Below are 24,551 nucleotides of genomic sequence, written 5' to 3' on the forward strand. Positions count from 1 at the left end.
CTATATAACAGCCAATTAAAATTAAACAAAGTTAAGTAACGGTAAACAATCAGGATTGACATATTGCATTGGATAAGCGTTGATTTATTTACCCCAAATGCCAGCCAATAATAAAATGGCCCAAAATAAGAATTCGCCCATATCGGTACGCAGGCGGCGTAATGCGATTGTAATCTGGTTCTCTACCGTTTTTGGTGAAAGGTTTAACCGGTCGGCAATTTCTTTTACACTAAGGTGTTCTTTTCTGCTCAGGATAAAGATTTCTTTACATTTTTGAGGCAGCAGCTCAATACTCTTATCCAAACGTTGCGCAATCTCTTTTTCAGCAAAAGCATTTTCGGCATTATGCGGACTCACCAAAAGGTCGGTATCATGAAGTAAATCTGGGCGTAATTTCCCATCTCTAATGGCTTTAAATACCTGAAAACGAACGGAAGTAAACAGATAATTATTGAGATTATCGACTGTGGTATACTCCCGTTTTAACCAAAGGCTCACAAATATTTCTTGGATAATATCTTCAGCGGCCTCCCTATTGCGTAAAATATGATAGGCTGATAAATATAACTTGCTCCAATACCTGTTGTAAATTTTTTCGAACGCAGACCGATCATTGCTTTGCATATCGCTAACAAGCAAACTATCAGGCCATAGTTGTAAATTATCAGGTTTCATTAGTATAAGGAATATCTTTGCAATACTAAGCAAAAAAATAACGGCTCAATTTACTTATTTTTCGCAAAGCAGCATAAATGTTGCATTATTGAAGAGACAAAATAAGAAAATGAGGGAAGAAACACTTCTCAGTTTATAGTTCTCAGTTTCCAATGAACTAATGACCAATGCCCAATTAACTAATGAACCAATGACTAATGAACCAATGACTAATGAACCAATACCCAATTAACCAATGACCAATGAACTAATGCCCAATCAACTAATGCATCTCCCTAATCAACACCTGCATTAATTCTTTTGCAGATGTATATTTTAAGTTTACCGCATTTTGTCCCGACCAAAAATTGTACATATCTGTTTTGCCCTGTTCAATGGCAGCGGCTCTTAACGGCCCCATTAACCGGGTTTGCAGTGGAAAGGGCAACACCTCAGTTTCATAACGAATAGCACCAGATATCCGGTTAGCAATCATCCGGCCCATTCTCCCTGTTAATGATTTAGAAAGTACTGTATTTTTTGATGCTTCGGAAAAAAGTTTTGCCTTGTGCATAGGCGTTGCATTAGATTCGTCGGTTACTAAAAAGGCGGTACCGATCTGGACTGCATCTGCGCCAAGCGTTAATGCTGCCCTTATACCTTTCGCATCGGCAATACCACCGGCAGCAATTATAGGTGTTTTTGTTTTCGCTTTTACCTGCTGGACCAATGCAAAAGTTCCTGTTAACGATTCATCTGCCGGTTTAAGAAACGAAGGACGATGTCCCCCGGCTTCAAATCCTGTTGCTACAATGGCATCAACCTGGGCTTCTTCGAGTGCTAAAGCTTCATCTAATGTGGTTGCTGCACCCACCGTTTTAATGCCTAGCTTTCTTGCTTCGTTTAATATTTCTTTTGAAGGTATACCGAATATAAAACTAAATACAGCAGGTTTCAGCTCGAAAAGCGTTTCTACCTGTTTCAAAAATTTTGAAGGAATATTGACATTAAGATCGGGTAATGGAATGCTCAATTCGTCAAAAAAAGGTTTGAATAATAGTTTAATTTCCTCTATTTTCTCTGATGGATAATTAAGCAAACGCTCATCTACATCTTTCACCAATAGGTTGATGTTATAAGGTTTAGCTGTTTTTGTTCTTACAATTTTATCGGTTTCGATAATTTCTTCAGGACTTAAGGTATATGCGCCGATACTGCCCAAACCACCAGCGTTTGATACGGCTGCTAAAAGTTCAGGTGTTGAAAATCCACCGCCCATTGGGCCTAATAAAATCGGATATTCGATTTTTAAAAGTTCGGTTATTTTAGTTCTGTTCCACATCTTAATAAATTTTTACGTTGGTTAAAAGTTTATTCACAATCACCCACCCGCTATCGGTTAGACTTAATGATAAAAGGTCGTAATAATTAAAATCAAAAATAGGCAGATGAACTTTGGCAATTGCAATAGAATTGATAATTTCTATAGATAATATTTCCATTCGGAATGTTTCATTGAGCTCTTGCGGACTTTTGCGCTTACTTACACCTTCTAAATATTCATCAAGTGTTTTAAAATATGGAATGCCGTTTACATCACCAGCCAATATAGACTGTGGGTGAAATATTTTTCTGAGCAGTGCGGTATCTCCATTAAAAACGCCCTTAAAATAAGATGACAGTACCTCTGCTATTGCATTTGCATTTTCGCTGTAATTGTTCATGGTTTTAATTTTTAAGGTATGCCCGGGCTTAATGATTTCCCTTTGCATACCTGGTTTTTGTTTAATTTTTATCCTTAGCCAATGTGATGACCTGCTACATGACCTCCGTCTAAATTGATGGTCTCGCCTGTTACAAAATTACTTTCCGCCAGGTACAGGGCCAGTTGAGCAACATCCTGTGTTTCGCCAATACGGTTTAATAAATGTAAACCCGCAAATGCATCCGCATCACTAATGCCATTTTTGGCCTGTAACGGACTTCTAATAATCCCTGGTGCGATGACATTTACCCTGATGTTGTTTTTGCCGAACTCTGCAGCCAATTGTTTGGTTAAGGCATGGATACCTCCTTTACTAGAAATGGGTGCTGTTGCAGGAAAACCTCCAATGGCATGATCTACCAATACAGTTCCGATGTTAATAACAGCACCACCATCTTGTTTCAACATCTGCGTGATGGCTGCCTGCGTGGTGAAAAATGTGCCTTTTAAATTGATGTTCAAAAATTTATCCAGATGTGCTTCATCTACCTCTAAAAAAGGCTTTGGCTCAAAAATACCGGCATTATTTACCAGCACATCTACAGCGCCAAAACGCGCTACGGCAGTTTCTACCAATAGTTTACCTGTGTTACTATTGCTGATATCGCCTGCTACCATCGCCAATTGATCGTGCAACCCTAATTCGTTAAAAGCAGTGATTAAATTGTTCTCATTTGCAGCGTTGATCACCACATTGTGGCCCTGTTCTAAAAATAAAGCTGCAATGGCACGACCAATACCTGTTGATGCGCCTGTTATAATGACAGTTAGTGTTTTCATGTTTTTGATGCTTATTTATTGTTTGCTGTTATCCCCTTTTCGCGCAATACCGATACCTGCTCGCCTGCATAGCCCCAATCATCCAGTTCGATTTCTTGAATTACTACATGGGTAAGCTTCGGATCTTTATCCAATACTTCGGTAATCAGTTTGGTTATTCCACTAATTAGGGTCTGTTTTTGTTCGCGTGTAACACCTTCGCGGGTTACCTCTATTTTTACGTATGGCATGGCTGTTCGATTAAATAGTTAATGATGCGGTTAATTTTACATCGAGCTCAAATTCATTGTAGATCAGGTTATCGCCAAGGTTGGTGAAAAAGTTACCCGATCTGAATTTCATATTGTACTTGGTACGGTCGATAAAGATTTTACCGGAAGCTGTTAACGTATTGCCGTTAACCACAACATCAGCCGCAAAAATTACCGCATGTGTAATGCCTTTAATTGTTAAATCGCCAGTAATTACAGTATTATCTTCATTGGTTTGATCAACAGCTGTGATGACAAATGTGGCCTCCGGGAATTGATCGGTCGCAAAAAAATCGTCAGAGAATAAATGTCCGGCAAACTGTGCATTGGTTGCAGGGTCGGTAACATCCAATATTACAATAGAGGTGGTATCGATAATAAAGTTTCCGTTGATGAGTTTACCATCGTTTAAACTTAGTGAACCCGATTTAATCGTGATGGTTCCGTTGTGTGCTCCGGTAACTTTTTTACCAGTCCAGTTGATGTTGCTTTGAGCGCTTACAATTTCAAATTTTGTAGTTTCCATTTCTTTGTTTTGTCAATCGTTAGTGATTTGACAACACAAAGTAAAGGAGGAAATTTACAGGACTTAGGTGATGTACATCACATTCTGCAAGCTTTATTTTTGTGCGTTGTAAAGTCTGCTCAGGGTTTCTCTGGAAACACCCAAATAGGCTGCAATTAAATGTTTAGGTACAAGATTATAGAGTTGAGGATACATGGCCAAAAGTTCCTCGTAGCGGGCTTTGGTATCGTTATTCATAAAAGATAACAGCCTTTTTTGCGAAGCCAGATAGCCTCTGTTTGTTCTCCACCGGAAAAAATGTTCAACCTGATGGATTTCGCTGCAGATTTTTTCGCGGTCATCGTTAGAAAGACATAATACTTCTGCATCGCTAATGCAATCAACGCTTATGGTTGCACGGGTATGGTTGTATAGGGCGCCATAATCTGAAGTCCACCAGGTAGGCATCGCAAACTGCAGGATATACATTTTGATTTCATCATTGATAAAAAAAGCTTTTAAACAACCCGAGATCACAAAATATTCGTGATCTACCTTATCTCCCTCGCTAATGATGGCCTGCCCCTTTTTAAAAGACTGCAGCTTGAAATGAGAAAATAAATAATCGAACTCTTTGTCGCTTAAAGTAGCGGTTTTTAAAATATGCGCTTTTAGTGTTTCTTTAGGATCCATAGCTCGAAATAAAGGTAAGAATTAATGAGGTTAGTCGAAAGTCCGAAGTCTAGAGTCCAAAGTCGATTAAACGATTAATATATACTGATTCCCCAATCGAAATGTCACCCTGAGTGATAATTTGTTGCATAAATCAAGATAATTGACAGCGGATTTTAAGGAGATAAACGGTCTCGAAGTATCGTCATTTCGACCGTAGTGGAGAAATCTTTTAAATTTCATTTCTATAATTTGCTTCAAAGATCTCTCCATTCCGTTGCACTCCAGTCGAGATGACGCCAATTTTTGACAATGGTAGCGCAGTCAAAGGACAAATAATATTTAGTCCGCAGTTGATGAAACAACATAAAGTTAACCGATTCCGCAATTAACTAAATAACACAGCACTTGATTTATAATTTTTTAAATGTAACTTTGTTGCATTGATATATTCAGCTTATACATATCGCAGAGATTTTTTTGCCCGTATATGGGCGGTATTGCTCTTGGCGGTATTTCTTAATGCAACACTAATCGAAAGCCTGCATCATCATGGTGCCGAAAAAACCGGTTACAGCAAGCAAAGCTGTAGTGAGGCGCACTTGCTTAAACAATTGAGTTCGGCAAAGCTGAAATGCAAATTGTGCGAGGTATTGAAACACCGATCGCACTTTTTCGATCTTCCTGCTCCTATTGCCTTTGCTTTACGCGAAGTTAAACCAACCATTAAACCTTGTGTTTACCTTATGAGGCATCCTGTTGCTTACATCTTATGCTGCGCCAATAAAGGCCCACCAAGCTTAATGGCTTAATCTTCATTCAAGAAGTTTTTCTTTCATAACCTTCAAATTCACTCTGTTTAACGCACATGCCTGTTTGGTATGCGCCAATATTTTATTATGCTTCAAGCCATTTCATTATCCAAAAATTATCAATCTTACCGGGCCTTAAATCAGCTTAATTTAACCGTTAACCCTGGTGAAGTATTTTGCCTGCTGGGCCAAAACGGTGCCGGAAAAACCACTACCATTAATTTATTTCTAGGTTTTATTGAGCCAAGTAGCGGAAAAATCTTAATCGACAACGAAGAAATCTCTGCGCACGATGACCAACGGCGGAAACACCTGGCCTACATTCCTGAGGTGGTTATGCTTTACGGCAATCTTTCGGCCGTTGAAAACCTCGATTATTTTTCTAAACTGGCAGGGTTTAACTATGGTACTTCAAGCTTGATCGGCTTTTTAAAGCAATGTGGTTTACAGGAAGCTGCCCACCACAAACACTTATCGGGTTTTAGTAAAGGCATGCGTCAAAAAGTGGGAATTGCGATTGCCTTAGCGAAAAATGCAAAAATCATTTTAATGGATGAGCCTACCAGCGGACTGGATCCAAAAGCAACGGCCGAGTTTACCCAATTGGTTAAACAATTGGCTGCAGAAGGGAGATCGATATTAATGGCTACGCACGACATTTTTAATGCGGTAAATGTAGGTTCGCACATTGGCATTATGAAACAAGGCGAATTGATCCATACACTTAAAGCCAGCGATATTACTGCGGCCGATCTCCAGGAATTATACTTACAAACTATTTAAAAACAAATCCATTTCATGTACCTAACATATAAAGGCTTTTCTATTTTCCGTGCGCTCTGTTTGCTATTGCTCTGCAGCACATTTAACCTGGTCGCTTTTGCTCAGCTAAAGGTGAGTGGAAATGTGATCGATACCCAAAAACAAGCTATCCAAAAAGCCACAATTAAATTTAAGAATGGGAAAGATCAACTGAATACAAGCAGCGATTCGCTCGGCAATTTCTCGGTTGTTTTACCTAAAACAGCCAATTACACCATCAGCATTAGCGCTATAGGCTATAGCCCTTTTAATCGCATTTACTCTGTTAATGGCATTGGTGATTTAAAACTGGATGCGATTGTGCTGCAAAGCACCAACGAAGAATTGCAGACCGTTGAAGTAGTAGGTACCAATGGCAAAAAGTACTATGGCAATTACTCTTTTTCGGCCACAAAAACGGCTACCTTGAACAAGGATATTCCACAGGCTATTTCTTCGGTTTCGAAAGAATTAATTGCCGACAGGCAGGCGGCTATACTGGCCGATGCGGTTAAAAATGTAACCAGTGTATCGCAAAGCAGCTATTACAACCAATTTTCGATCAGGGGAATTAACCAGAACGAAGAAGGTGCCATTATTAACGGCATGCGTACCCGCCAATATTATTTTAATCAACCTTTAACCAATAACCTGGAACGGATAGAGGTAATAAAGGGTCCTGCAAGTGCTACATTTTCGAGTGTAGACCCAGGGGGAAGCATTAACCTGGTAACCAAAAAACCACTGACTGAAGATCGCAAAGAGATCAGTCTCTCGGCGGGAAGTTTCAGTACCGTTAGGGGCGCTTTAGATTTTACTGGCCCTTTAAATGCTGATAAAACGCTGCTTTACCGGCTTAATATAGGTTATGAAGACAGTAAAAGCTTCAGAGACCTGCAATACAGAAAGGGTTACCTGATTGCCCCTTCCTTTTCGTACATCCCGAATGATCGAACCAGCTTAAATGTAGAAGTGGTAATGAACAACAGCAATTCGAGGTTAGACCGTGGACAGGCTATTTTTGGTGCAATTGCTGGTAAAACTGATTTGAAAAGCACACCGATCAGTTTCAATATGGGTTCCAGTAACGACCGCTTTAACAGTCAGGATTTAATGTTGATGACCAATTTTTCGCATAGCCTTACACAGGATATTGTATTTAATGTGGCCTATATGAAGCAAAACTGGAACGAAGATCTTTTAGAACATAGAACTACTAATGCTTTTGGCGTTGATGAAAACAATCAACCTATCCCTACGTTAGCGGCTATGCGTGCCGTTCAGCGTCAGCAAAAATGGCGAACCGACAATTTAAGCACCTATTTTAGTATAACCGCCAATACTTTTAACTTAAGCCACAAGCTGGTAATCGGCTACGATAGGATAAACACCCAGAAACTGCGGGGCGGTGGCGAAAACTCGGCTCAGGGTTACCGTTTAAAAGATGGAAGCATTGCAGCAAGGTACGATCCCACAAAAAAGGACCTCTATTTATTTAAGGTGGCAAATGGTATAACTGCACCAGTGCCCAATGTAGAACACTTTAACCTCGCCAACCCAAGCTATACCATTAAAAATTTAAGCGATTACGTTTTTAACAAAACAGAAATTCCTGCAGCATATAATCTGGTTAATGCAGTATATCTGCAGGATCAGATAAAATACCATCAGCTTACCTTAACATTGGGTTTACGACAAGAGTGGTACGAAGATTATAGCAATTACAAATTGGTTACCGAAAAGAAAATTTATCAGCATAAGCTTTTGCCGAGGGCAGGAATTACCTATGCCATAAACGCAAACATTAACCTTTACGCAACCTATTTACAGGGGTACCAACCGCAAGGCAATACCTCAACCCTGGTTATTGTACCACCACCTGCAGGCACCAATTTTAAACCTTTAGAAAGTGATTTAAAAGAGATTGGTGCAAAATCTGAATGGTTGAATAAAAGTTTAATGGTTAACATTTCGGCATTCGAAATCAACCAGAAAAACCTACTGGTGAATGCAAATGATCCGTTGGATGTAAACCGCCTGATAGAACGCGGTGCCCAACGCAGCCGTGGTGTCGAATTCGAAGCTTCTGGCTTTATCAGGTCTAACTGGCAGTTTAATGCAGGTTATAGTTATGTAGATGCCATTATTAAGGATGATTTTAATCCTGATTTAATTGGTCAAAGGGTGCAGAACACGCCAAAACACAGTGCCAGCTTATGGACACGCTACAACTTTGAAACACTTAAGCTAAAGGGAATAGGTTTTGGAGCCGGTTTACAGTATAGCGGCACTAAACTTCCGTTGTACATCAAAGATTTCGTACTACCTGCTTATACCCTTTTTGATGCTGCGCTTTATTATTCGCCCGCTGGTTCTAAAGTGCAACTGGCTGTAAATATGAATAACATTTTAAATAAAACCTATTGGGTTGGTGCACAAAACTATCTACGCCTTTTCCCTGGTACACCAAGAAATGTAATGTTTAACGTAACCTATAGAATATAATGCCAAATAGAATAAGCACTATAGCTAAACAAACTTTTAAAACCGCCCTTAACAACAGGGCCACCTTAGCCTTAACCCTTTTATTAGGTTTATCGCTCTGTTTGGCTACCTATGTAGGCTGGCAGAATTTTAAAACACAAAACAATCAGCGTCTCCACTATAAAGCGTTGGTGAGGGCACAATGGCTGGCAAAACCGGATAAACACCCACACCGGATGGCCCACTACGGTTACCTCGCCTTTCGCGAGAAACATGAACTGAGTTTCTTCGATTTTGGGATAGAAAGTTTTGCAGGTGTATCGATCTTTTTAGAAGCACATAAACAAAACACCGTGAATTTTAGTGAAGCAGGTTTTTCTAACGGAATGTTGCGCTTCGGCGAAATTAGTGTGGCCATGGTGCTGCAGCTCCTGGTACCATTACTTATTTTCTTCTTAGGCTACAACAGCATTTCGGCTGAGCGCGAATCGGGAACATTAAAAATCCTGCTATGCCAAAATGTAAGCTGGAAACAACTCCTCTGGGGCAAAACATTGGGCATAATTGGTGTTTGTTTGTCGATATTTATCCCACTTATGCTGCTTACCATTTTGCTATGGGCCTCGCTAAGTCATTGGCAGATTACTGGTGATGCCAGTTTGCGTTTAATGGTATTGATATTTAGCTATGCGATCTATTTCTTCGTTCTGTCTGCTGTAACGGTTTTGGTTTCGGCTTTTGCACGCAGTTCTAAATCAGCCCTAATCACTTTATTGGCCTGCTGGATCTTTTTTATAGTCATTATGCCCAAGATTACCCAGGCAATCGGCGTAAAAATTTATCCCTCTCCATCTAAAATAGCATTTGCAGATGCCATTGCTGCCGACATCCATAAACAGGGCGATAGCCATAATCCAGATGACCCGCATTATGCTGCCATTAAAGACTCATTACTCAAAACTTATGGTGTAGATGATGTAAAAAAACTGCCTTTTAACTATGGTGGCTATATTATGGCAGAGGGCGAAAAAATAACCTCAAAAATTTACAGCAACCACCAAAAGGAGCTGAATAAAATTTTTGAAAAGCAAAACAGCTTTACAAGGATAGCAGGTTTCATGAACCCTTATTTATCCCTCAAGCATATTTCGATGGCCCTAACAGCATCTGATTTTGACACCTTTGTTGATTTTCAGAACCAGGCAGAAGCCTACCGTTATCAGCTGGCACAAAAGATGAATAAACTCCAGATTGACAAGATCAGTAACATTACCCCTGGGGAAGAAGAAAAACCTTTGTCCATTAGTAAGGCCAACTGGGCCGAGCAACCTGATTTCAATTACCGCTTTGGCAAATTAAGTTCTGTAATATCAAATGAGTTATTGGCACTGAGTGCTTTAACCTGTTGGTTAGTGGCAACGGTTATGCTGCTACATTACACAACCAGATGGATTAAAACGATATAGCTATTAAGGATGAAAAAAAGTATATATACCCTCGAATTTAAACTGTTTTTTAGAAACAGTTCCTCCGGGATAGGCATCATTGTGCTGCTAATTACAGGCTTTGCCGGTTTGTATTTCGGCAAAACATTTATTGCCAACCAACAGGCTGTAATTGAAAAAGCAGCAATGTTACAAAAGAAAAATACCCTCAGCAATATCGATCATTTTGGTAAAGATATTGGCCTATTGTTTTACCACAATAAGTTTTCATTGGCTAATGCACCCAATGCCTGGGCTGCCTTTGCCAATGGGCAGCGGGATATTAATCCTTATTTAATTTCGGTAACGATGCTGGGTTTAGAAGGCCAACTTTACGATACAGATATTAATAACCCGGTAAGCCTGCTTTTGGGCAACATGGATCTGAGTTTTGTATTTATCTTTTTATTTCCCCTGGTGATTATTGCCTTTAGCTATAACTTACTTTCGGAGCAAAAAGAAAGTGGAGTCTGGTCGCTTTTAAGCGCACAAACCAGCCAGTCTTTTCAGGTAATCTGGCAAAAATTTTTAGTTAGGGTAGCCGTAATTTTTACAGTTGCTTTATTACTATTATTTGTTGCTATTCTTTATCTGCATTTGCCTGTAGATTTCATTTTCTTTTCAATAACTGCACTCATTATGCTTTATCTGGCCTTCTGGTTTGCAGTTTCATTTTTTATCATTTCTTTAGCAAAATCATCTAACTTTAATGCATCGGCATTGGTTGCCATTTGGGTACTTATCTGCATTGTAATTCCAGCATCACTTAACCTTTTTCTTACCCGAAAATACCCCATGCCAGAAGCACTGCAGCATGTAATTAACCAGCGCGAGGGTTACCACGAAAAATGGGATATGGCCAAAGAAGTAACCATGAAACCATTTTTTGAACATTACCCGCAGCTGAAGCAATATCCCTTCCCACAAGAGAAAACTTTTAGCTGGTTCTGGTATTATGCCATGCAACAGATGGGTGATGATCAGGCGATGGCAAGCAGGCGTGCAATTGAGAATAAACTAGCTGCCAGACAGCGATTTACAAATGCGTTTGCATTTTTCTTCCCTACCATACAAACCCAGTTGGGAATAAACAATATGGCTGGATCGGATCTTAATACCCACCTCGATTTCCAGCAGGCAGTCAGAAAATATCATGAACAGATCAGGCTGCACTTTTATCCGGGCATCTTTCTTAATAAAGCAGTTGACAGTACAGATATTAAGGACTATAAACTGGAAAAATATAGTCCGCAGCAAATACCATCTGTATGGGTAAATCTCCTTTCCATATTGCTATTTACAGTAATCCTAATTGGAACAACAGCTTTTAACTTTAAGAGGCAGAAACAATTTTAGCTTTACTGTGGCTTAAACAATATAAAAATGGTCTGTGTGTTTACATAGGCCATTTTTTTTTATTATAAAGCCGTTAAGAAGTTAATATCGAATAGGTGATGGCTTGTCAAATAAAAACTAGCTGAAATCAAAAACAGTATGAGTTAACCCCAATGTTGCAGCCAAATAACTATTGAACAATGTACTAAAACCTATCGGCCAAAGAACAAAATCTTTACATCTGGTTACACCTTACAGGATGGAACAGGATGGATTACCGAAATAAAAGTTCTAATCTCGTATAACCAAGTATAATCAATTCTTTTAATCGATACTTATTATGAGCAAGAAAAACCGTACATCAAACAATGCAATCGTTTGCACTTAATTACACCTTTACTGCTATTTAAAGCCTTATAACGAAGATACTATTGTAGTCAAAAAACATTAAAAACTAACTCATTTTCATTCCACAACTGCTAATTCATCCAACAAACAATGGATTGATTGCTTAATCATATGCACTCAAAACAGATAGCACATTCCATCTAATATGCTATTTGGCCAAATAACCAAATATTTACATAACCAATAAAACTATGGATCTTAATTTTTATCCAGAAAATCTAAAGCGACGAAAAGGCTCTTCGTACAAAAAAATCCTGATTACGGGTATGTCGGCATTATGCCTACTCTGTGTCGCGAATACTGCAAATGCAGCCAACCGTAAAGCGACATCAGGGACTGTAGGTACAAACATTTCAATGAGCAAACGAGATGTTAACCTTAAAGGAAAAATTGTTGATGAAAAAGGCGAAACCCTTGTTGGCGTTAGCATAAAAGTAAAAGGTACGACTATTGTAGCCTCTACCGATGCCAACGGTGCTTTCTCCATTACTATTCCATCAACGGTGAGCAACCCGGTTTTGGTGGTTTCGTACATTGGATATGCCACACAAGAAGTACCTGTTGATGGGAAAACAACGATCAGCATTCAATTAAAAAGTTCCACAAATGATTTAGATGAGGTTGTAGTTGTTGGTTACAACACCGTAAAGAAAAGTGATTTAACAGGTGCTGTTGTAAGTGTGGGTGCAGAACAGATTAGATCAAGGCCGGTACAAAATGCATTACAAGCCATACAAGGTAAGGCAGCCGGGGTTGATGTTACTTCAAACGAGCGCCCAGGTCAGATCGGCTCCATTTTAATCAGAGGCGTACGATCTATAAACGCCAGCAATTCACCACTTTACGTTGTAGACGGTATTCCATTTGCCGCAGGCGGTATTGAAGCCATCAACCCTAACGATATCGAAACCATCGACATTTTAAAAGATGCATCGGCAACTGCTATCTATGGATCCAAAGGAGCAAATGGTGTTGTTCTGGTTACCACCAAAAAAGGTAAAGCAGGCAGACTAACTTTAGATTATGTGGGTACGGCAACCATCGAAACCATCCAGGATAGAACACAGATGATGAATGCTGCTGAATATATCGAATTCCGTCGCGATGCTTACCGTCGTGTAGGTTATTTAAATCCTGCGGCACAGGCAAGCACTACTTATCCTGTTATACCAACACAAGCAGATGATAACCGTATATTTCCTAACGATAGTTATGTAACGGCAAATATTGCGCAAGGCTGGCAAAATGGAGTTTACAATGGCAGTTTAGTGCCCACAACAAATTGGACCGATTTGGTTACACGTACTGGTGTTACACAAGACCATGTATTAAGCGCCAGTGGCGGTACGGACAAATTAAAAGCCTACGCCTCATTTGGCTACTTAAACCAGATTGGTACAGAACTAGGACAGGATTATAACCGTTACACTTCTAAGGTAAGTGTAGAATTGAATCCTGTAAAGTGGTTTAAATTCGGGGCTAACATTACCGCATCTTATGGCTTGCAGAACTATGGATTTTCAACAGGCAATGCAACAGGCCCGAGCAGTTTGTATGGCGCAGCGCTTGGCATGCTACCAGTTGCTGTACCTTTTGATGTAAATGGTAACAGGATCAATTTACCAGGTGCCGACATCAATATCCAAAATCCAGTGGGTGAAGATCAATACAATATCAATTTACGTAAAGTGTTAAGAACAATCGGCTCTTTTTATGCTGAAGTAAGCCTTTTGAAAGGATTAAAGTACCGTATTAACTTCGGTCCTGATTTTTACAACAACTACAACGGAAGGTATCAGGATGCAAAATCAATCAATCGCGGTGCGGGCGAATCAGGTTCTACCAACTACGCTCAGCTTAACCAAAACAACAGATTTGCCTATACGTTAGATCACTTAGTTTACTACGATAAAACTGTAAAAAAACACAACTTTGGCGTAACTTTATTGCAAAGTTCATCGCTCTTTAAAGAAGAGAGTTCATCAATGACGGGAACTAAAATTCCTTTAAGTAATCCACTCTGGTATGGCTTAGGCGGGGCAAATATTCCGAGCCTGGATGCTTTCAGTACCGATTTGAGTAAAAACACCCTTGTATCCTACATGGCCAGGGTAAACTACAGTTTTAATAGCAAATACCTGTTAACTGCATCTGCCCGTTGGGATGGTGCATCACAATTAGCTGAAGGCAACAAATGGGACTTTTTCCCTTCTACTGCAATTGCATGGCGTATAGATCAGGAAGATTTTATGAAAAATATCAAATGGGTTGATCAACTGAAACTTCGATTAGGTGTGGGTAGTGTAGGTAATTCGGCCATTTCTTATGGAACAACTTTAGGTAAATTACAGCCCTTAACTTATACTTATGGTGGTTCGGTACAAACCGGATATGTAGCCTCCGATGCATCACTGGCCAGCCCTCCTACCTTACCAAACAAAGCGCTTGGGTGGGAGCATACCTTACAATATAACCTTGGTCTTGATTTTAGCTTAGTTAAAGGGAGAGTTGGCGGTTCCATAGACTTATATAAATCTAAAACCACAGACCTGTTATTACAAAAAGATATTTCTTCGATAAATGGTTATACTTCATCTTTCGATAACATTGGAGAAACTCATAATAAAGGTATCGACATTACCCTAAACACTGTGAACTTAAAAAACAAAGATTTTAACTGGTCTACAACATTAAGTTTCTCGGCAAGCAAAGATAAAGTGGTTAAACTGGCCAACGGTGATGTGATTGGTAGTTTATTGTTCATCGGTCAAAGGGTTAGAGTAGCCTACGATTTTGTAAAAGATGGCATCTGGCAAAATACACCTGAAGACTTAGCTGAAATGGCAAAGTTTAATGCTAACCTGCCAGCAGCAAGCGCTTTTAAACCAGGCAGTATTCGGGTTAGGGACTTAAATAACGATTATAAAATTGATGCCAATAACGATAGAATGATAAGAGGAAGTTACACTCCAAGCTGGACCAGCGGGATGACCAATACCTTTACTTACAAAAACTTCGACCTTTCTATTTTTATTATCGCAAGATATAATTTCTTAATTGCCACAGGTGCGGAATCGCTTCAGGGTCGTTTTGCCCAACGCTTAGTTGATTATTGGACACCAACCAACCCAACAAACGATTATCCTGCACCAAATTATGGAAGTGCAGCCGGCGACCCTTACAGAAGTTCGATGAACTACCAGGACGGATCTTTCGTAAAAATCAGAAATATCTCTCTGGGTTATTATTTCCCAGAAAAAATTGCTAAAAAATTAGCCTTATCTAAATTAAGGGTGTATGCACAGGCCATTAATCCGGGTTTAATTTACTCTAATGTTGGCTGGGTTGATCCTGATTCGGGCATCTCATCCAACAATACCGTTACCTCAACTTTTAACAGAGGTGTAGTATTTGGTGTTAATGTTAGTCTGTAATCCTTAATCGCTATTTAAAGAAATTGATCATGAAAAAGATTATAAATATATTATCGGGTGCTGCAATATTAGGAGGACTGATGATTTTCCCTACTTCTTGCAAAAAAAGCTTCTTAGACGAAGAAGTTGTTAATGCCCGTACCACTGCAGATTTTGTAACAACTGATGGCCTCGACGGTTTAACCATAGGCATGTACCAAAGTTTAAAGTTTCACTTTAATTATACCTGGGCATACACTACATCCAACTATGGAGTAGATGAATTTACAGTTGGTGGAGATAGAACTGAACAAATGTGGAACTCTTACGATGCGAGTTTAAATTCCCTTAATTCGGATGTGGCCAGTGTATGGGATAATATGTACGAGAACATAAATTCGGCTAATATTCTTATCAAGAACGTGCCGTTGTATTATCAGGGTGCAAGTAAAAACACACGCCTGGGCGAAGGTTATTTTATGCGTGCTTTCGATTATTTTAAACTGGTAAAACAGTATGGCGGTGTTCCGTTGAGGTTAGAAGCACAGGATTTCATTCAGGAAGAATTTACAAGGAACAGCGCAAAAGAAGTATATGAGCAAGTAATTCAAGATTTTACACAGGCTTATAACTTTTTGCCGGCTACGGTAACAGAAACCGGCCGGATTACCAAATGGGCGGCTGCGCACTTTTTGGCAAAAGCATATTTATTCCGTGCAAGCGAAATAAACAATCCATGGAATAGCGATACCAAGACTGCTGATTTACAAAATGCAGTAAAATATGCCGACCTGGTGATTAACAGCGGTCAGCATACCCTGGCTACCAACTTCAGCGATTTATGGAATTTCACCACCATTGACGGCGCGAATGAAACCAACAAAGAAATCATATTAGCCGCACAATTTTCTGGTAATACGGCTACTCAGGGGCGTTATGGTAACCAGGTACATTTGTATTATCCCTCTATTTATCAAAATTTACCAGGTATGCAGCGCGATATCCCTGGCGATCGTGAATTCCAGCGTTTAAGATCTACAGATTATGCCCTGGATGTTTTCGACCGTGTAAACGACTCGAGGTTTTGGAAAAGCTTTAAAACACGTTATTTATGTAACAGGCCTGCCGGAGCGCCACTTTGGACAGCAGGAACAGCACCAACACCAGATCTTGTGGGTAAAGCAAAATTTGCTGGCGGCGAAGAATCTATTTTATATATCGTTAATAATGCAGGCGATACCAGGTATACACCTGCCGTTGCAAATGCAAACCCTGCACTTCCTACTGATATTGGCCGCCGTAAACCCAGTATGTATGTAAGGTACTTTGCTGGCCAGCCGCAAAGTTACCTGGGTGGGCATGGAAATTATGGTGTTAGTCAGTTTGTTGCTTTATCTAAATTTATGGATGGTTCCAGAAATGCTGTAGCTTCGCAATTTGGTCAACGTGATGGCATTTTAGCCCGTTTGGCAGAAACCTATTTAATTGCGGCTGAAGCTTATGGACGAATGGGCCAGTTTGCGCAGGCCATTCCGTACCTAAATAAAGTTAGAGACCGTGCTGCTTATAAAGAAGGAGAAGACAGATCAGCATATGTAGATGGCGGTGTGTCGTATAAAAACAATGCTGCCGCAAACACAGCACCATTTGTTTCGTACTCTGATAAAAACAGCTACTTCGAATCAAATAACATTACTGCTACAACAGCCACCACGCTAACCAATATGCACTTAAATAGTGAGGCCGATATATTTAACTCCAACAAAGAGTTTTATGATAAAATTGGTGCTACCTCACAGGAAAATAAGTTTACAGCTTTTATCTTAAACGAACGCTCAAGGGAACTAATGGGCGAGTTATTGCGCTGGGAAGATTTGGCACGCACCAAAACTTTGGTCGCAAGAACAGCTGCCTTTAACGATGAAGCAAAACCATCAGATAGCAAACATTACCTGCGCCCAATTCCTCAAAGTTTCTTAGATGTAATTAAGAGCGGGGGTGCAGCATTAACACCTGAGCAAAAACAGGCCATGCAAAACCCAGGTTGGTAAATAATTTGATCTATTAAAAGGTTGCATTATAAATATAGTCTTGTCATCCTGTCCAAGGGAACTCCTGCGGAGAGCTTGTCGAAGAACTTGTTTTAAATACTTTTGAAGTGTTTCGACAGGCTCAAAATGACAGAATCTGATGAGAGATTAACTTTATGATGCAACCTTTTTTCAAAAAAAAACTTGTTATTATCCCTCTCTGTATTTCGTATTGCATTTGTTACTTCCTCATTACAACCACCATACCATTATTTCAAACGTTTGAAACACCTTTAAAGCCATTTACAATTTACCCAGGCCAATTCTTACAGGATAGAGCAGGATGGCGCTTTCAATTTTAAACGTTAATCTCGTTTAAACTATTTAACCAAATATTTCCTTTTTATTAATGGCGTTTTTATCCCAACGGTACAGAAACGGGCCAATAATGATTATTTGAGATGAAGAAACTCCTCCTTGCCTTTTTGATGCTATTTTCTATATGTGCTTTTGCTCAAAAAAGCAATAAAACAATGCTCGTTTCCAAACCTTTGTACAGCGATCCTCTTTATGATGGTGCTGCAGATCCGGTAAGAAAAACCTACAACTTTAATCCTGGCTGGAAACTCTTTGTTGGTGATTTACCCGGTGCAGAAAGTGCCGATTTTGATGACAAAACATGGAAGGCCATTACCCTACCCCATGCCTGGAACGAAGATGAAGCCTTTAAAAAATCTATAGAAGATTTATCAACCGGCATCGCCTGGTACCGTAAGCATTTTACCATTTCAGAGACCAGCCAAAGCAGTAAAATATTCCTTGAATTTGAGGGCATCAGGCAGGCTGGTGAATTTTACCTGAACGGAAAGTTTATTGGTAGACATGAAAATGGCGTGATGGCCTTTGGGTTTGACATTAGCAGCTTAATTAATCAGAACAAAGAAAATGTGATTGCAGTTAGAATCGATAATACCTGGAACTACAAAGAAAAAGCGACCAATTCTGGCTACCAATGGAATGATAAAAATTTTAATGCCAATTATGGCGGGATATCGAAAAACGTACGCCTTCATGTTACCGGAAATGTATATCAAACACTTCCACTATATTCTACTTTAAAAACCACAGGTACCTACTGTTACGCTAAAAATTTCGATATTAAAGGTAAATCAGCCTTAGTAGTTTCCGAATCGCAGGTTAAAAATGAAAGTGCAACGGATAAAAAACTGGTTTATGAGGTAGAGCTTAAAGACCTTGATGGAAAAATCGTTAAAACTTTTAAATCTGCAGAAACCAATATCAAAGCTGGCGATACTTTAACCTTAAAAGCCGAGGCATTGGTAACGGGCTTAAATTTTTGGAGCTGGGGCTACGGCTATCTGTATACGGTTACTTCAAGATTAAAATCGGAAGGCAAGATTATCGATGAGCTGAACACCAAAACCGGATTTAGAAAAACAGCATTTAAAAACGGGATGGTTTATTTAAACGACCGGGTATTGATGATGAAGGGTTATGCCCAGCGCAGCAGTAACGAATGGCCGGCAATAGGCCTATCGGTACCACCTTGGCTAAGCGATTACAGCAATCAACTCATGGTAGAAAGTAATGCCAATTTGGTACGCTGGATGCATATTACACCCTGGAAACAGGATATAGAATCTTGTGATCGTGTAGGTTTGATCCAAGCCATGCCTGCCGGAGATTCGGAAAAAGATGTAACCGGAACAAGATGGGATCAACGGAAAGCAGTAATGACAGATGCCATTATTTACAACCGCAATAACCCGAGTATCGTTTTTTACGAATGTGGAAACGAATCGATCAGCGCAGCGCACATGCTGGAAATGAAAGACATTAGAAACCTTTACGATCCAAATGGCGGTAGAGCAATCGGATCGAGAGAAATGCTCGATATTCCCGAAGCTGAATATGGAGGCGAAATGTTGTACATCAATAAGAGCGCAACTAAACCAGTATGGTCTATGGAATATTCGAGAGATGAAGCCTTAAGAAAATATTGGGATGAGTTCTCACCTCCCTTCCATGTAAATGGTGCAGGTCCTAAGTACAAAGATGCCGATGCCAGCGATTATAACCGCAATCAGGATTCGTTCGCTATTGAAGATGTAATCCGCTGGAACGAATATTACGAAGAGCGCCCCGGAACAGGAACCAGGGTAAGCTCTGGTGGGGTAAACATCATATTTTCTGATTCGAATACCCACCATCGTGGCGAAGAAAACTACCGCAGAAGTGGTGAGGTAGATGCCATGCGTATTCCAAAAGATGCCTTTTTTGCACACAAAGTGATGTGGGATGGTTGGGTTGACGCTAAAAAAACCGGCATTCATTTAATCGGCCATTGGAACTACAAGGCAGGTGTAAAAAAGAATGTATATGTAGTGGCCAGCGGTGATAAGGTTGAACTGATTTTAAACAATAAATCGCTTGGTTTTGGTGAAAAAAGTAATGGTTTTCTGTTCACCTTTAAAAACATAGTTTATAAAGCAGGTACAATCAAGGCCATTTCTTATTCCTCAGCAGGAAAAAAACTGGCAGAAACCCAATTAAAAACAGCAGGCAAACCAATAAGGTTAAAACTTACCGCAATGAAAAACCCAAGCGGTTTTAAGGCTGATGGTGCAGATGTGGTGCTGGTTCAGGTTGAAGTAACAGATGAGGATGGAAACCGTTGCCCTACGGCTTCAAATATGGTTAACCTTAGTTTAGATGGCCCTGCCGAATGGCGCGGAGGTTTAGCTCAAGGACCAGATAATTATATTTTGGCTAAAGATCTTCCTGTTGAGAGTGGGGTAAACCGGATACTCATCAGATCGACAACCACAGCCGGAAAAATTAATCTAACGGCAAAAGCCGAAGGTGTACAAGCAGCAACGCTTTCATTTGAAACATTACCAGTTAAAACAGCTGACGGATTATCCGTTCAACTGCCAAGTGATGGTTTGAAACCGAACTTAAGCAAAGGTGCAACACCACTTGATCAATCGTATAATGTAACACGCAAATCGATTAAAATTGTTGCTGCCGAAGCAGGTGCCGATAGCGAAAAGGCCAATTTAAGCTTCGATGATAATGAATTGAGCGATTGGGTAAATGATGGAAAGATCGCTACCGCATGGATCAAATATACTTTAGCAAAAGAAAGTACCGTATCTGCAATTTCTTTAAAATTGAATGGTTTCAGGACTAAAATTTATCCATTAAGGATTTTGGTTGATGGAGAAGTGGTTTTCGAAGGCAATAGCAAACCTAGCCTGGGTTATTTTACTGCAAACTGCAAACCAGCAAAAGGAAAAACAGTGACTATACAATTGGTGGGTTCAGGTAAAGAAAAAGAAAACTCATATATTGGCGTAGAGGTAAATGGTAAAAAACTTGATGATGGTGTTGACCGTGCAGAAACCAAATTAAAAGGTGGTTTAAGTATTATTGAAGCAGAAATTTACGAGCAGCCTTAACCGATGAACTGTCAGTAGAGTTAAGCGCAGCGTCTCTACGGATTTAATTATAGGGTTGAGATTCAAACTCAACTGACAAGAATGAGTCGGAGACTCTTTTCCATTGATAGTCCGTAGAGCCCTACTGAATTCTACGGACAGATTTGGAAAGCTACGAAGTAAATTTAGTTCAGGATCTTAAAGGCACGACGGATACTGAAACAAGTTCGGTATGACGAAATCTCTAAACAACACGATATGAAAACATTTAAAAAGGCTTATCTCCTATTCTTTAGCTTAAGCACTTTCATCCATACGGTTAATGCGCAGTCTAAAGCCAGCATCGAGGTTAATTTCGACCAGAACATTGCACCAATGAAACCCATTTGGGCCTGGTTTGGCTACGATGAACCGAATTACACCTATATGAAAGATGGGCAGAAGTTATTGACCGAGATTTCTAAATTAAGTCCGGTTCCCGTATATGTACGTACGCATAACCTGCTAACCTCCGGCGACGGTACACCTGCTTTAAAATGGGGATCGACGAATGCCTATACAGAAGATGCCAAAGGTGATCCGGTTTACAACTGGAAAATTGTTGATCAGATTTTCGATACTTACGTAAAAAGGGGCATGAAACCTTTGGCGCAAATTGGTTTTATGCCTGAGGCACTTTCAACCAACCCCCAACCCTACCAACACAAATGGAAGCCCGGCGCCCGGTACGATGAAATTTTAACCGGCTGGGCCTACCCGCCAAAAGATTATAAAAAATGGGGCAATTTGGTTTACGAATGGGTAAAACATTGTGTGGAACGATATGGCAAAGCTGAGGTTGAAAGCTGGTACTGGGAAGTGTGGAACGAACCGGATGGTGCTTATTGGAAAGGTACACAGGCCGAATTCTTTAAACTTTACGACTACGCTGCCGATGGACTAAAACGCGCCTTGCCTACTGCGAAAATTGGCGGTGCCAACGTAACAGGTGGAGGCACCAAGTATTTAGATGCCTTTATTAAACATTGTTTAACAGATACCAATTATGTAACGGGCAAAATCGGTTCTACTTTAGATGCTGTTCTTTTTCATGCTAAAGGCTCACCAAGGGTGATTAATGGAACCGTAGTGATGAATGTAAGGGCCCAGCTCCGCAATATTGATGGAAATTATAAGATCATCAGTAAATACCCTCAACTTAAAAATATCCCTGTAATTATTGGCGAATCCGATCCTGAAGGTTGTGCAGCCTGTGGCATGAGTACTAATCCTGAAAATGCCTACCGCAACGGCACGATGTATTCGAGCTATACCGCAGCCTCTTTTGCGCGGCTTTACGAACTTACAGATAAATATAAAATCAACCTTTTGGGTGCTGTTACCTGGTCGTTTGAATTTGAAAACCAGCCTTGGTTTGCAGGTTTTCGCGATTTAGCCACCAACGGAGTTGATAAACCTGTGCTGAATGTCTTCAGGATGTTTGGCCAGATGAAAGGGAACCGTGTTGAAGCCATAAGTAACCGCATGTACAATTTAAATTCTATTTTGGATTCGAGCATTAGAAAACCGCAGACAGACATAGGTGTTTTAGCCACTAAAGCCGAAAAAACCGCTGCTGTTATGCTGTGGAATTACCACGATGAGGATAAAGCGGACTCGAAAGATGTTGTTTCCATCTTGTTAAATAAACTACCTGCCAAAACAGTAATCATAACAGAATATCGCATTGATACCGAAAATAGTAACGCTTATTCGGAATGGAAAAAAATGGGTTCACCCCAAAATCCGGATGCAAAACAGATTGCGGCATTAGAAAAAGCAGGCCAGCTTAAAATGATTGGTAAACCTAGAAAATTTAACACCGCAGGTGGTGCTTTTGAAATGGACTTATCCAGACAAGGCGTGGCTTTATTAAAGTTGGATTGGTAGCATTTTGCTTTTTTGCCACGGAAACACTGAAGCACAGAAATAAAAAGAGTATTTTTCTCCAATTCCGTGGTCTGGGTCTCCACAGACCACCTAAATATTATTTTTTCGTTCTCTGAGGACACATACCGAGGTTAAAGTTGACACTAAATACTTTCACATTTAGAGCGCAAGGCCTGTAGTAAATACTAAATTTCTTCCCGTTTTCCGCTTGTACGCTTCGCTTCCTCGTGCCTCGTTGCTGCAGGGTATCGCTTCAACAGGGGCTAAGTGGCTACAACAGCATTTCATTTGTAAAGTTGCAGGGTGCACAACCCCTCGTTCCTAAACCCGATTGTAATGTAAAGCCCAAAGCGTAGCGAGGACTTGAAATGAAAGCGGGACTGAAGACCGCCAAGAACCACAAGCCGCTTATTTCCTAATACTAAAATATTTTTAATGGAGCACCATGCTTGTATTACACAATTTACCGTTGCCCGCTGGCTGAAATTATTAGTTATCTTCAGCACTAAGGTTTAACAACCAATGGTGCTCCGTTTACCATTACGTTCTCAATTTTAACATCCTGGTACCTGTTTTTCAAAAATGGTGTTTTAGTCGTTACTTCCAAATCTTTAAAAAGAAAGCCCGATACTTTATCTTCAGGGTTCCCATCCATTTCGCCAAATTTTGTTGCTTCTACTTTAATGTTTGAGATCTTGATGTTTCTGATCGTACCAAATGGTTTTGCGGTGCTGCCTGCCAGATCAAAAAACTGTTTCCAGGGGTTTAAGTCGATAATAGCACCACATTTTCCTGTAATGTTTTCTACCGTAATATTTTCGTAAAGCTGAAAAGTATCTCCACGCATTTTCATTTTTAAAATCGGGCAGTTATTTTCTACCTTACAGTTTCGCATGGTAATATTGCGTGCATGAATACACTCGCTTCCCATGGTTAAAGTAGCATGTGCTTCGCCAATGGTACAGTTTTCAATTAAAATATCTTCAACAATACCATTTTCTGGTAGTTTCTGTGCATCGGGTCCTTTGCCACCTTTAATACAAATGGCGTCGTCATTTACAGAGATATAACAATTCCTGATCGTTACTTTTTTACAAAAATCAATGTCTATACCATCAGTGCTGGGTGCTTTTACCGGCCGAAATGGCGAACGGATATCGCAATTCTCAATTAGTACATTGTTAGATTGGTACAAATGGGTTGTCCAGAATCCAGAATTACGCAATTTCACCCCCTTAATATTCACATTATTGCATCCCCAGATAAAAAGTAAGCGAGGACGGCTCACCTCCAGGTTTGTAGATTCCCTTCCTAATTTCTTGAGCGAATCGCGATGTGCCCAGAATGTTTTCCAGAATTTGAGGCCATTTCCATCAATGGTACCTGGGCCAGAAATACTAAAACCATCTACCTTTGTGGCATTAATTAATGCTGCAAAGTATTTAAGGCTCCTACCTTCCATACGCGACGGGATAAAAGGATAATCTTTTATGTTATCAGATCCTTTAAGTACCGCGCCTTCTTGCAACAAAAGCTTCGTTTTAGGCTTAAAAAAGAGTGCTCCGCTAAGATAAACACCTTTAGGGATTACAATCGTTCCTCCTCCTTTTTGATAGGCCTTGTCTATTACACTTTGAATAGCTTTGGTATTCAGTTTGGTGCTATCGGCACCAACACCAAATTTTGTGATGATATAATCTTGGCCCATGGCACTTATGCCAATGGCCGTAAACAAAGCGAGTATAATGAGTTTTTTCATGATAAAAT

17 protein-coding genes are annotated in these 24,551 nt (G+C 40.0%); 9 read left to right on the top strand and 8 right to left on the bottom strand.

The window, feature by feature from the left end:
• Positions 1-84: 84 nt before the first annotated feature.
• The 7 genes from ACN9MR_RS15940 to ACN9MR_RS15970 form a co-directional block, all read right to left on the bottom strand.
• Positions 85-675 carry an RNA polymerase sigma factor gene (locus tag ACN9MR_RS15940; RefSeq protein ID WP_426325097.1) on the bottom strand — a complete coding sequence of 197 codons (591 nt, stop codon included), beginning with the start codon at positions 673-675 and terminating at the stop codon, positions 85-87.
• A gap of 262 nt (positions 676-937) precedes the next feature.
• Positions 938-1,996, bottom strand: a complete 1,059-nt coding sequence (locus tag ACN9MR_RS15945) for an NAD(P)H-dependent flavin oxidoreductase (RefSeq protein ID WP_426325099.1) — start codon at positions 1,994-1,996, stop codon at positions 938-940.
• Between the two features lies 1 nt (position 1,997).
• Positions 1,998-2,426 (bottom strand): nuclear transport factor 2 family protein, encoded by a 429-nt coding sequence (locus ACN9MR_RS15950; RefSeq protein ID WP_426325101.1) that lies wholly within the window; start codon positions 2,424-2,426, stop codon positions 1,998-2,000.
• Positions 2,427-2,452: 26 nt separating this feature from the next.
• Positions 2,453-3,199, bottom strand: a complete 747-nt coding sequence (locus tag ACN9MR_RS15955) for an SDR family NAD(P)-dependent oxidoreductase (protein ID WP_426325103.1) — start codon at positions 3,197-3,199, stop codon at positions 2,453-2,455.
• 11 nt (positions 3,200-3,210) lie between these two features.
• On the bottom strand, positions 3,211-3,429 hold the full coding sequence (locus ACN9MR_RS15960; protein WP_131531439.1) for a tautomerase family protein: 219 nt from the start codon (positions 3,427-3,429) through the stop codon (positions 3,211-3,213).
• A 10-nt stretch (positions 3,430-3,439) separates the two neighbouring features.
• The gene (locus ACN9MR_RS15965) at positions 3,440-3,976 is read right to left on the bottom strand and encodes a YceI family protein (RefSeq protein ID WP_426325105.1); all 537 of its coding nucleotides are present in this window, start codon (positions 3,974-3,976) and stop codon (positions 3,440-3,442) included.
• 93 nt (positions 3,977-4,069) lie between these two features.
• Positions 4,070-4,648: a Crp/Fnr family transcriptional regulator gene (locus ACN9MR_RS15970; RefSeq protein ID WP_426325107.1), complete on the bottom strand. Its 579-nt coding sequence runs from the start codon at positions 4,646-4,648 to the stop codon at positions 4,070-4,072.
• 422 nt (positions 4,649-5,070) lie between these two features.
• On the opposite strand from ACN9MR_RS15970, the gene ACN9MR_RS15975 reads away from it, so the two are divergent.
• From ACN9MR_RS15975 to ACN9MR_RS16015, 9 genes are all read left to right on the top strand, one after another.
• The gene (locus ACN9MR_RS15975) at positions 5,071-5,439 is read left to right on the top strand and encodes a hypothetical protein (protein WP_426325109.1); all 369 of its coding nucleotides are present in this window, start codon (positions 5,071-5,073) and stop codon (positions 5,437-5,439) included.
• Between the two features lie 87 nt (positions 5,440-5,526).
• Positions 5,527-6,222: an ABC transporter ATP-binding protein gene (locus ACN9MR_RS15980; protein ID WP_426325110.1), complete on the top strand. Its 696-nt coding sequence runs from the start codon at positions 5,527-5,529 to the stop codon at positions 6,220-6,222.
• A 15-nt stretch (positions 6,223-6,237) separates the two neighbouring features.
• The gene (locus ACN9MR_RS15985) at positions 6,238-8,745 is read left to right on the top strand and encodes a TonB-dependent siderophore receptor (RefSeq protein WP_426325111.1); all 2,508 of its coding nucleotides are present in this window, start codon (positions 6,238-6,240) and stop codon (positions 8,743-8,745) included.
• Positions 8,745-10,190, top strand: a complete 1,446-nt coding sequence (locus ACN9MR_RS15990; protein ID WP_426325112.1) for an ABC transporter permease — start codon at positions 8,745-8,747, stop codon at positions 10,188-10,190. The genes ACN9MR_RS15985 and ACN9MR_RS15990 overlap by 1 nt, the downstream gene beginning before the upstream one ends.
• A 9-nt stretch (positions 10,191-10,199) precedes the next feature.
• A complete protein-coding gene (locus ACN9MR_RS15995) occupies positions 10,200-11,564 on the top strand; it encodes an ABC transporter permease (protein ID WP_426325113.1) in 1,365 nt (454 codons plus the stop codon).
• Positions 11,565-12,142: 578 nt separating this feature from the next.
• Complete coding sequence (locus ACN9MR_RS16000; protein ID WP_426325114.1) at positions 12,143-15,385, top strand: SusC/RagA family TonB-linked outer membrane protein; 3,243 nt, start codon at positions 12,143-12,145, stop codon at positions 15,383-15,385.
• Between the two features lie 29 nt (positions 15,386-15,414).
• Positions 15,415-17,415 carry a RagB/SusD family nutrient uptake outer membrane protein gene (locus tag ACN9MR_RS16005; RefSeq protein WP_426325115.1) on the top strand — a complete coding sequence of 667 codons (2,001 nt, stop codon included), beginning with the start codon at positions 15,415-15,417 and terminating at the stop codon, positions 17,413-17,415.
• Between the two features lie 512 nt (positions 17,416-17,927).
• Positions 17,928-20,876 (top strand): glycoside hydrolase family 2 protein, encoded by a 2,949-nt coding sequence (locus ACN9MR_RS16010; RefSeq protein ID WP_426325116.1) that lies wholly within the window; start codon positions 17,928-17,930, stop codon positions 20,874-20,876.
• Between the two features lie 237 nt (positions 20,877-21,113).
• Complete coding sequence (locus ACN9MR_RS16015; RefSeq protein ID WP_426325117.1) at positions 21,114-22,784, top strand: GH39 family glycosyl hydrolase; 1,671 nt, start codon at positions 21,114-21,116, stop codon at positions 22,782-22,784.
• A gap of 505 nt (positions 22,785-23,289) precedes the next feature.
• Here the strand turns inward: ACN9MR_RS16015 and ACN9MR_RS16020 are convergent.
• Entirely contained in the window at positions 23,290-24,543 is a 1,254-nt protein-coding gene (locus ACN9MR_RS16020; protein ID WP_426325118.1) for a glycoside hydrolase family 28 protein, read from the bottom strand.
• Positions 24,544-24,551 lie beyond the last annotated feature (8 nt).

The sequence above is a fragment of the Pedobacter sp. R-06 genome (genome assembly GCF_049913135.1).
Lineage (GTDB): Bacteria > Bacteroidota > Bacteroidia > Sphingobacteriales > Sphingobacteriaceae > Pedobacter.

What these genes read in the sequence shown, in the direction of transcription:
- ACN9MR_RS15980 (WP_426325110.1), top strand. Translation starts at nt 5,527, where the DNA reads ATGCTTCAAGCCATTTCATTATCCAAAAATTATCAATCTTACCGGGCC.
- ACN9MR_RS15995 (WP_426325113.1), top strand. Translation starts at nt 10,200, where the DNA reads ATGAAAAAAAGTATATATACCCTCGAATTTAAACTGTTTTTTAGAAAC.
- ACN9MR_RS16020 (WP_426325118.1), bottom strand. Translation starts at nt 24,543, where the DNA reads ATGAAAAAACTCATTATACTCGCTTTGTTTACGGCCATTGGCATAAGT.
- ACN9MR_RS15960 (WP_131531439.1), bottom strand. Translation starts at nt 3,429, where the DNA reads ATGCCATACGTAAAAATAGAGGTAACCCGCGAAGGTGTTACACGCGAA.
- ACN9MR_RS16005 (WP_426325115.1), top strand. Translation starts at nt 15,415, where the DNA reads ATGAAAAAGATTATAAATATATTATCGGGTGCTGCAATATTAGGAGGA.
- ACN9MR_RS15950 (WP_426325101.1), bottom strand. Translation starts at nt 2,426, where the DNA reads ATGCAAAGGGAAATCATTAAGCCCGGGCATACCTTAAAAATTAAAACC.
- ACN9MR_RS16015 (WP_426325117.1), top strand. Translation starts at nt 21,114, where the DNA reads ATGAAAACATTTAAAAAGGCTTATCTCCTATTCTTTAGCTTAAGCACT.
- ACN9MR_RS15945 (WP_426325099.1), bottom strand. Translation starts at nt 1,996, where the DNA reads ATGTGGAACAGAACTAAAATAACCGAACTTTTAAAAATCGAATATCCG.
- ACN9MR_RS15970 (WP_426325107.1), bottom strand. Translation starts at nt 4,648, where the DNA reads ATGGATCCTAAAGAAACACTAAAAGCGCATATTTTAAAAACCGCTACT.
- ACN9MR_RS15990 (WP_426325112.1), top strand. Translation starts at nt 8,745, where the DNA reads ATGCCAAATAGAATAAGCACTATAGCTAAACAAACTTTTAAAACCGCC.
- ACN9MR_RS15940 (WP_426325097.1), bottom strand. Translation starts at nt 675, where the DNA reads ATGAAACCTGATAATTTACAACTATGGCCTGATAGTTTGCTTGTTAGC.
- ACN9MR_RS16000 (WP_426325114.1), top strand. Translation starts at nt 12,143, where the DNA reads ATGGATCTTAATTTTTATCCAGAAAATCTAAAGCGACGAAAAGGCTCT.
- ACN9MR_RS16010 (WP_426325116.1), top strand. Translation starts at nt 17,928, where the DNA reads ATGCTCGTTTCCAAACCTTTGTACAGCGATCCTCTTTATGATGGTGCT.
- ACN9MR_RS15985 (WP_426325111.1), top strand. Translation starts at nt 6,238, where the DNA reads ATGTACCTAACATATAAAGGCTTTTCTATTTTCCGTGCGCTCTGTTTG.
- ACN9MR_RS15955 (WP_426325103.1), bottom strand. Translation starts at nt 3,199, where the DNA reads ATGAAAACACTAACTGTCATTATAACAGGCGCATCAACAGGTATTGGT.
- ACN9MR_RS15965 (WP_426325105.1), bottom strand. Translation starts at nt 3,976, where the DNA reads ATGGAAACTACAAAATTTGAAATTGTAAGCGCTCAAAGCAACATCAAC.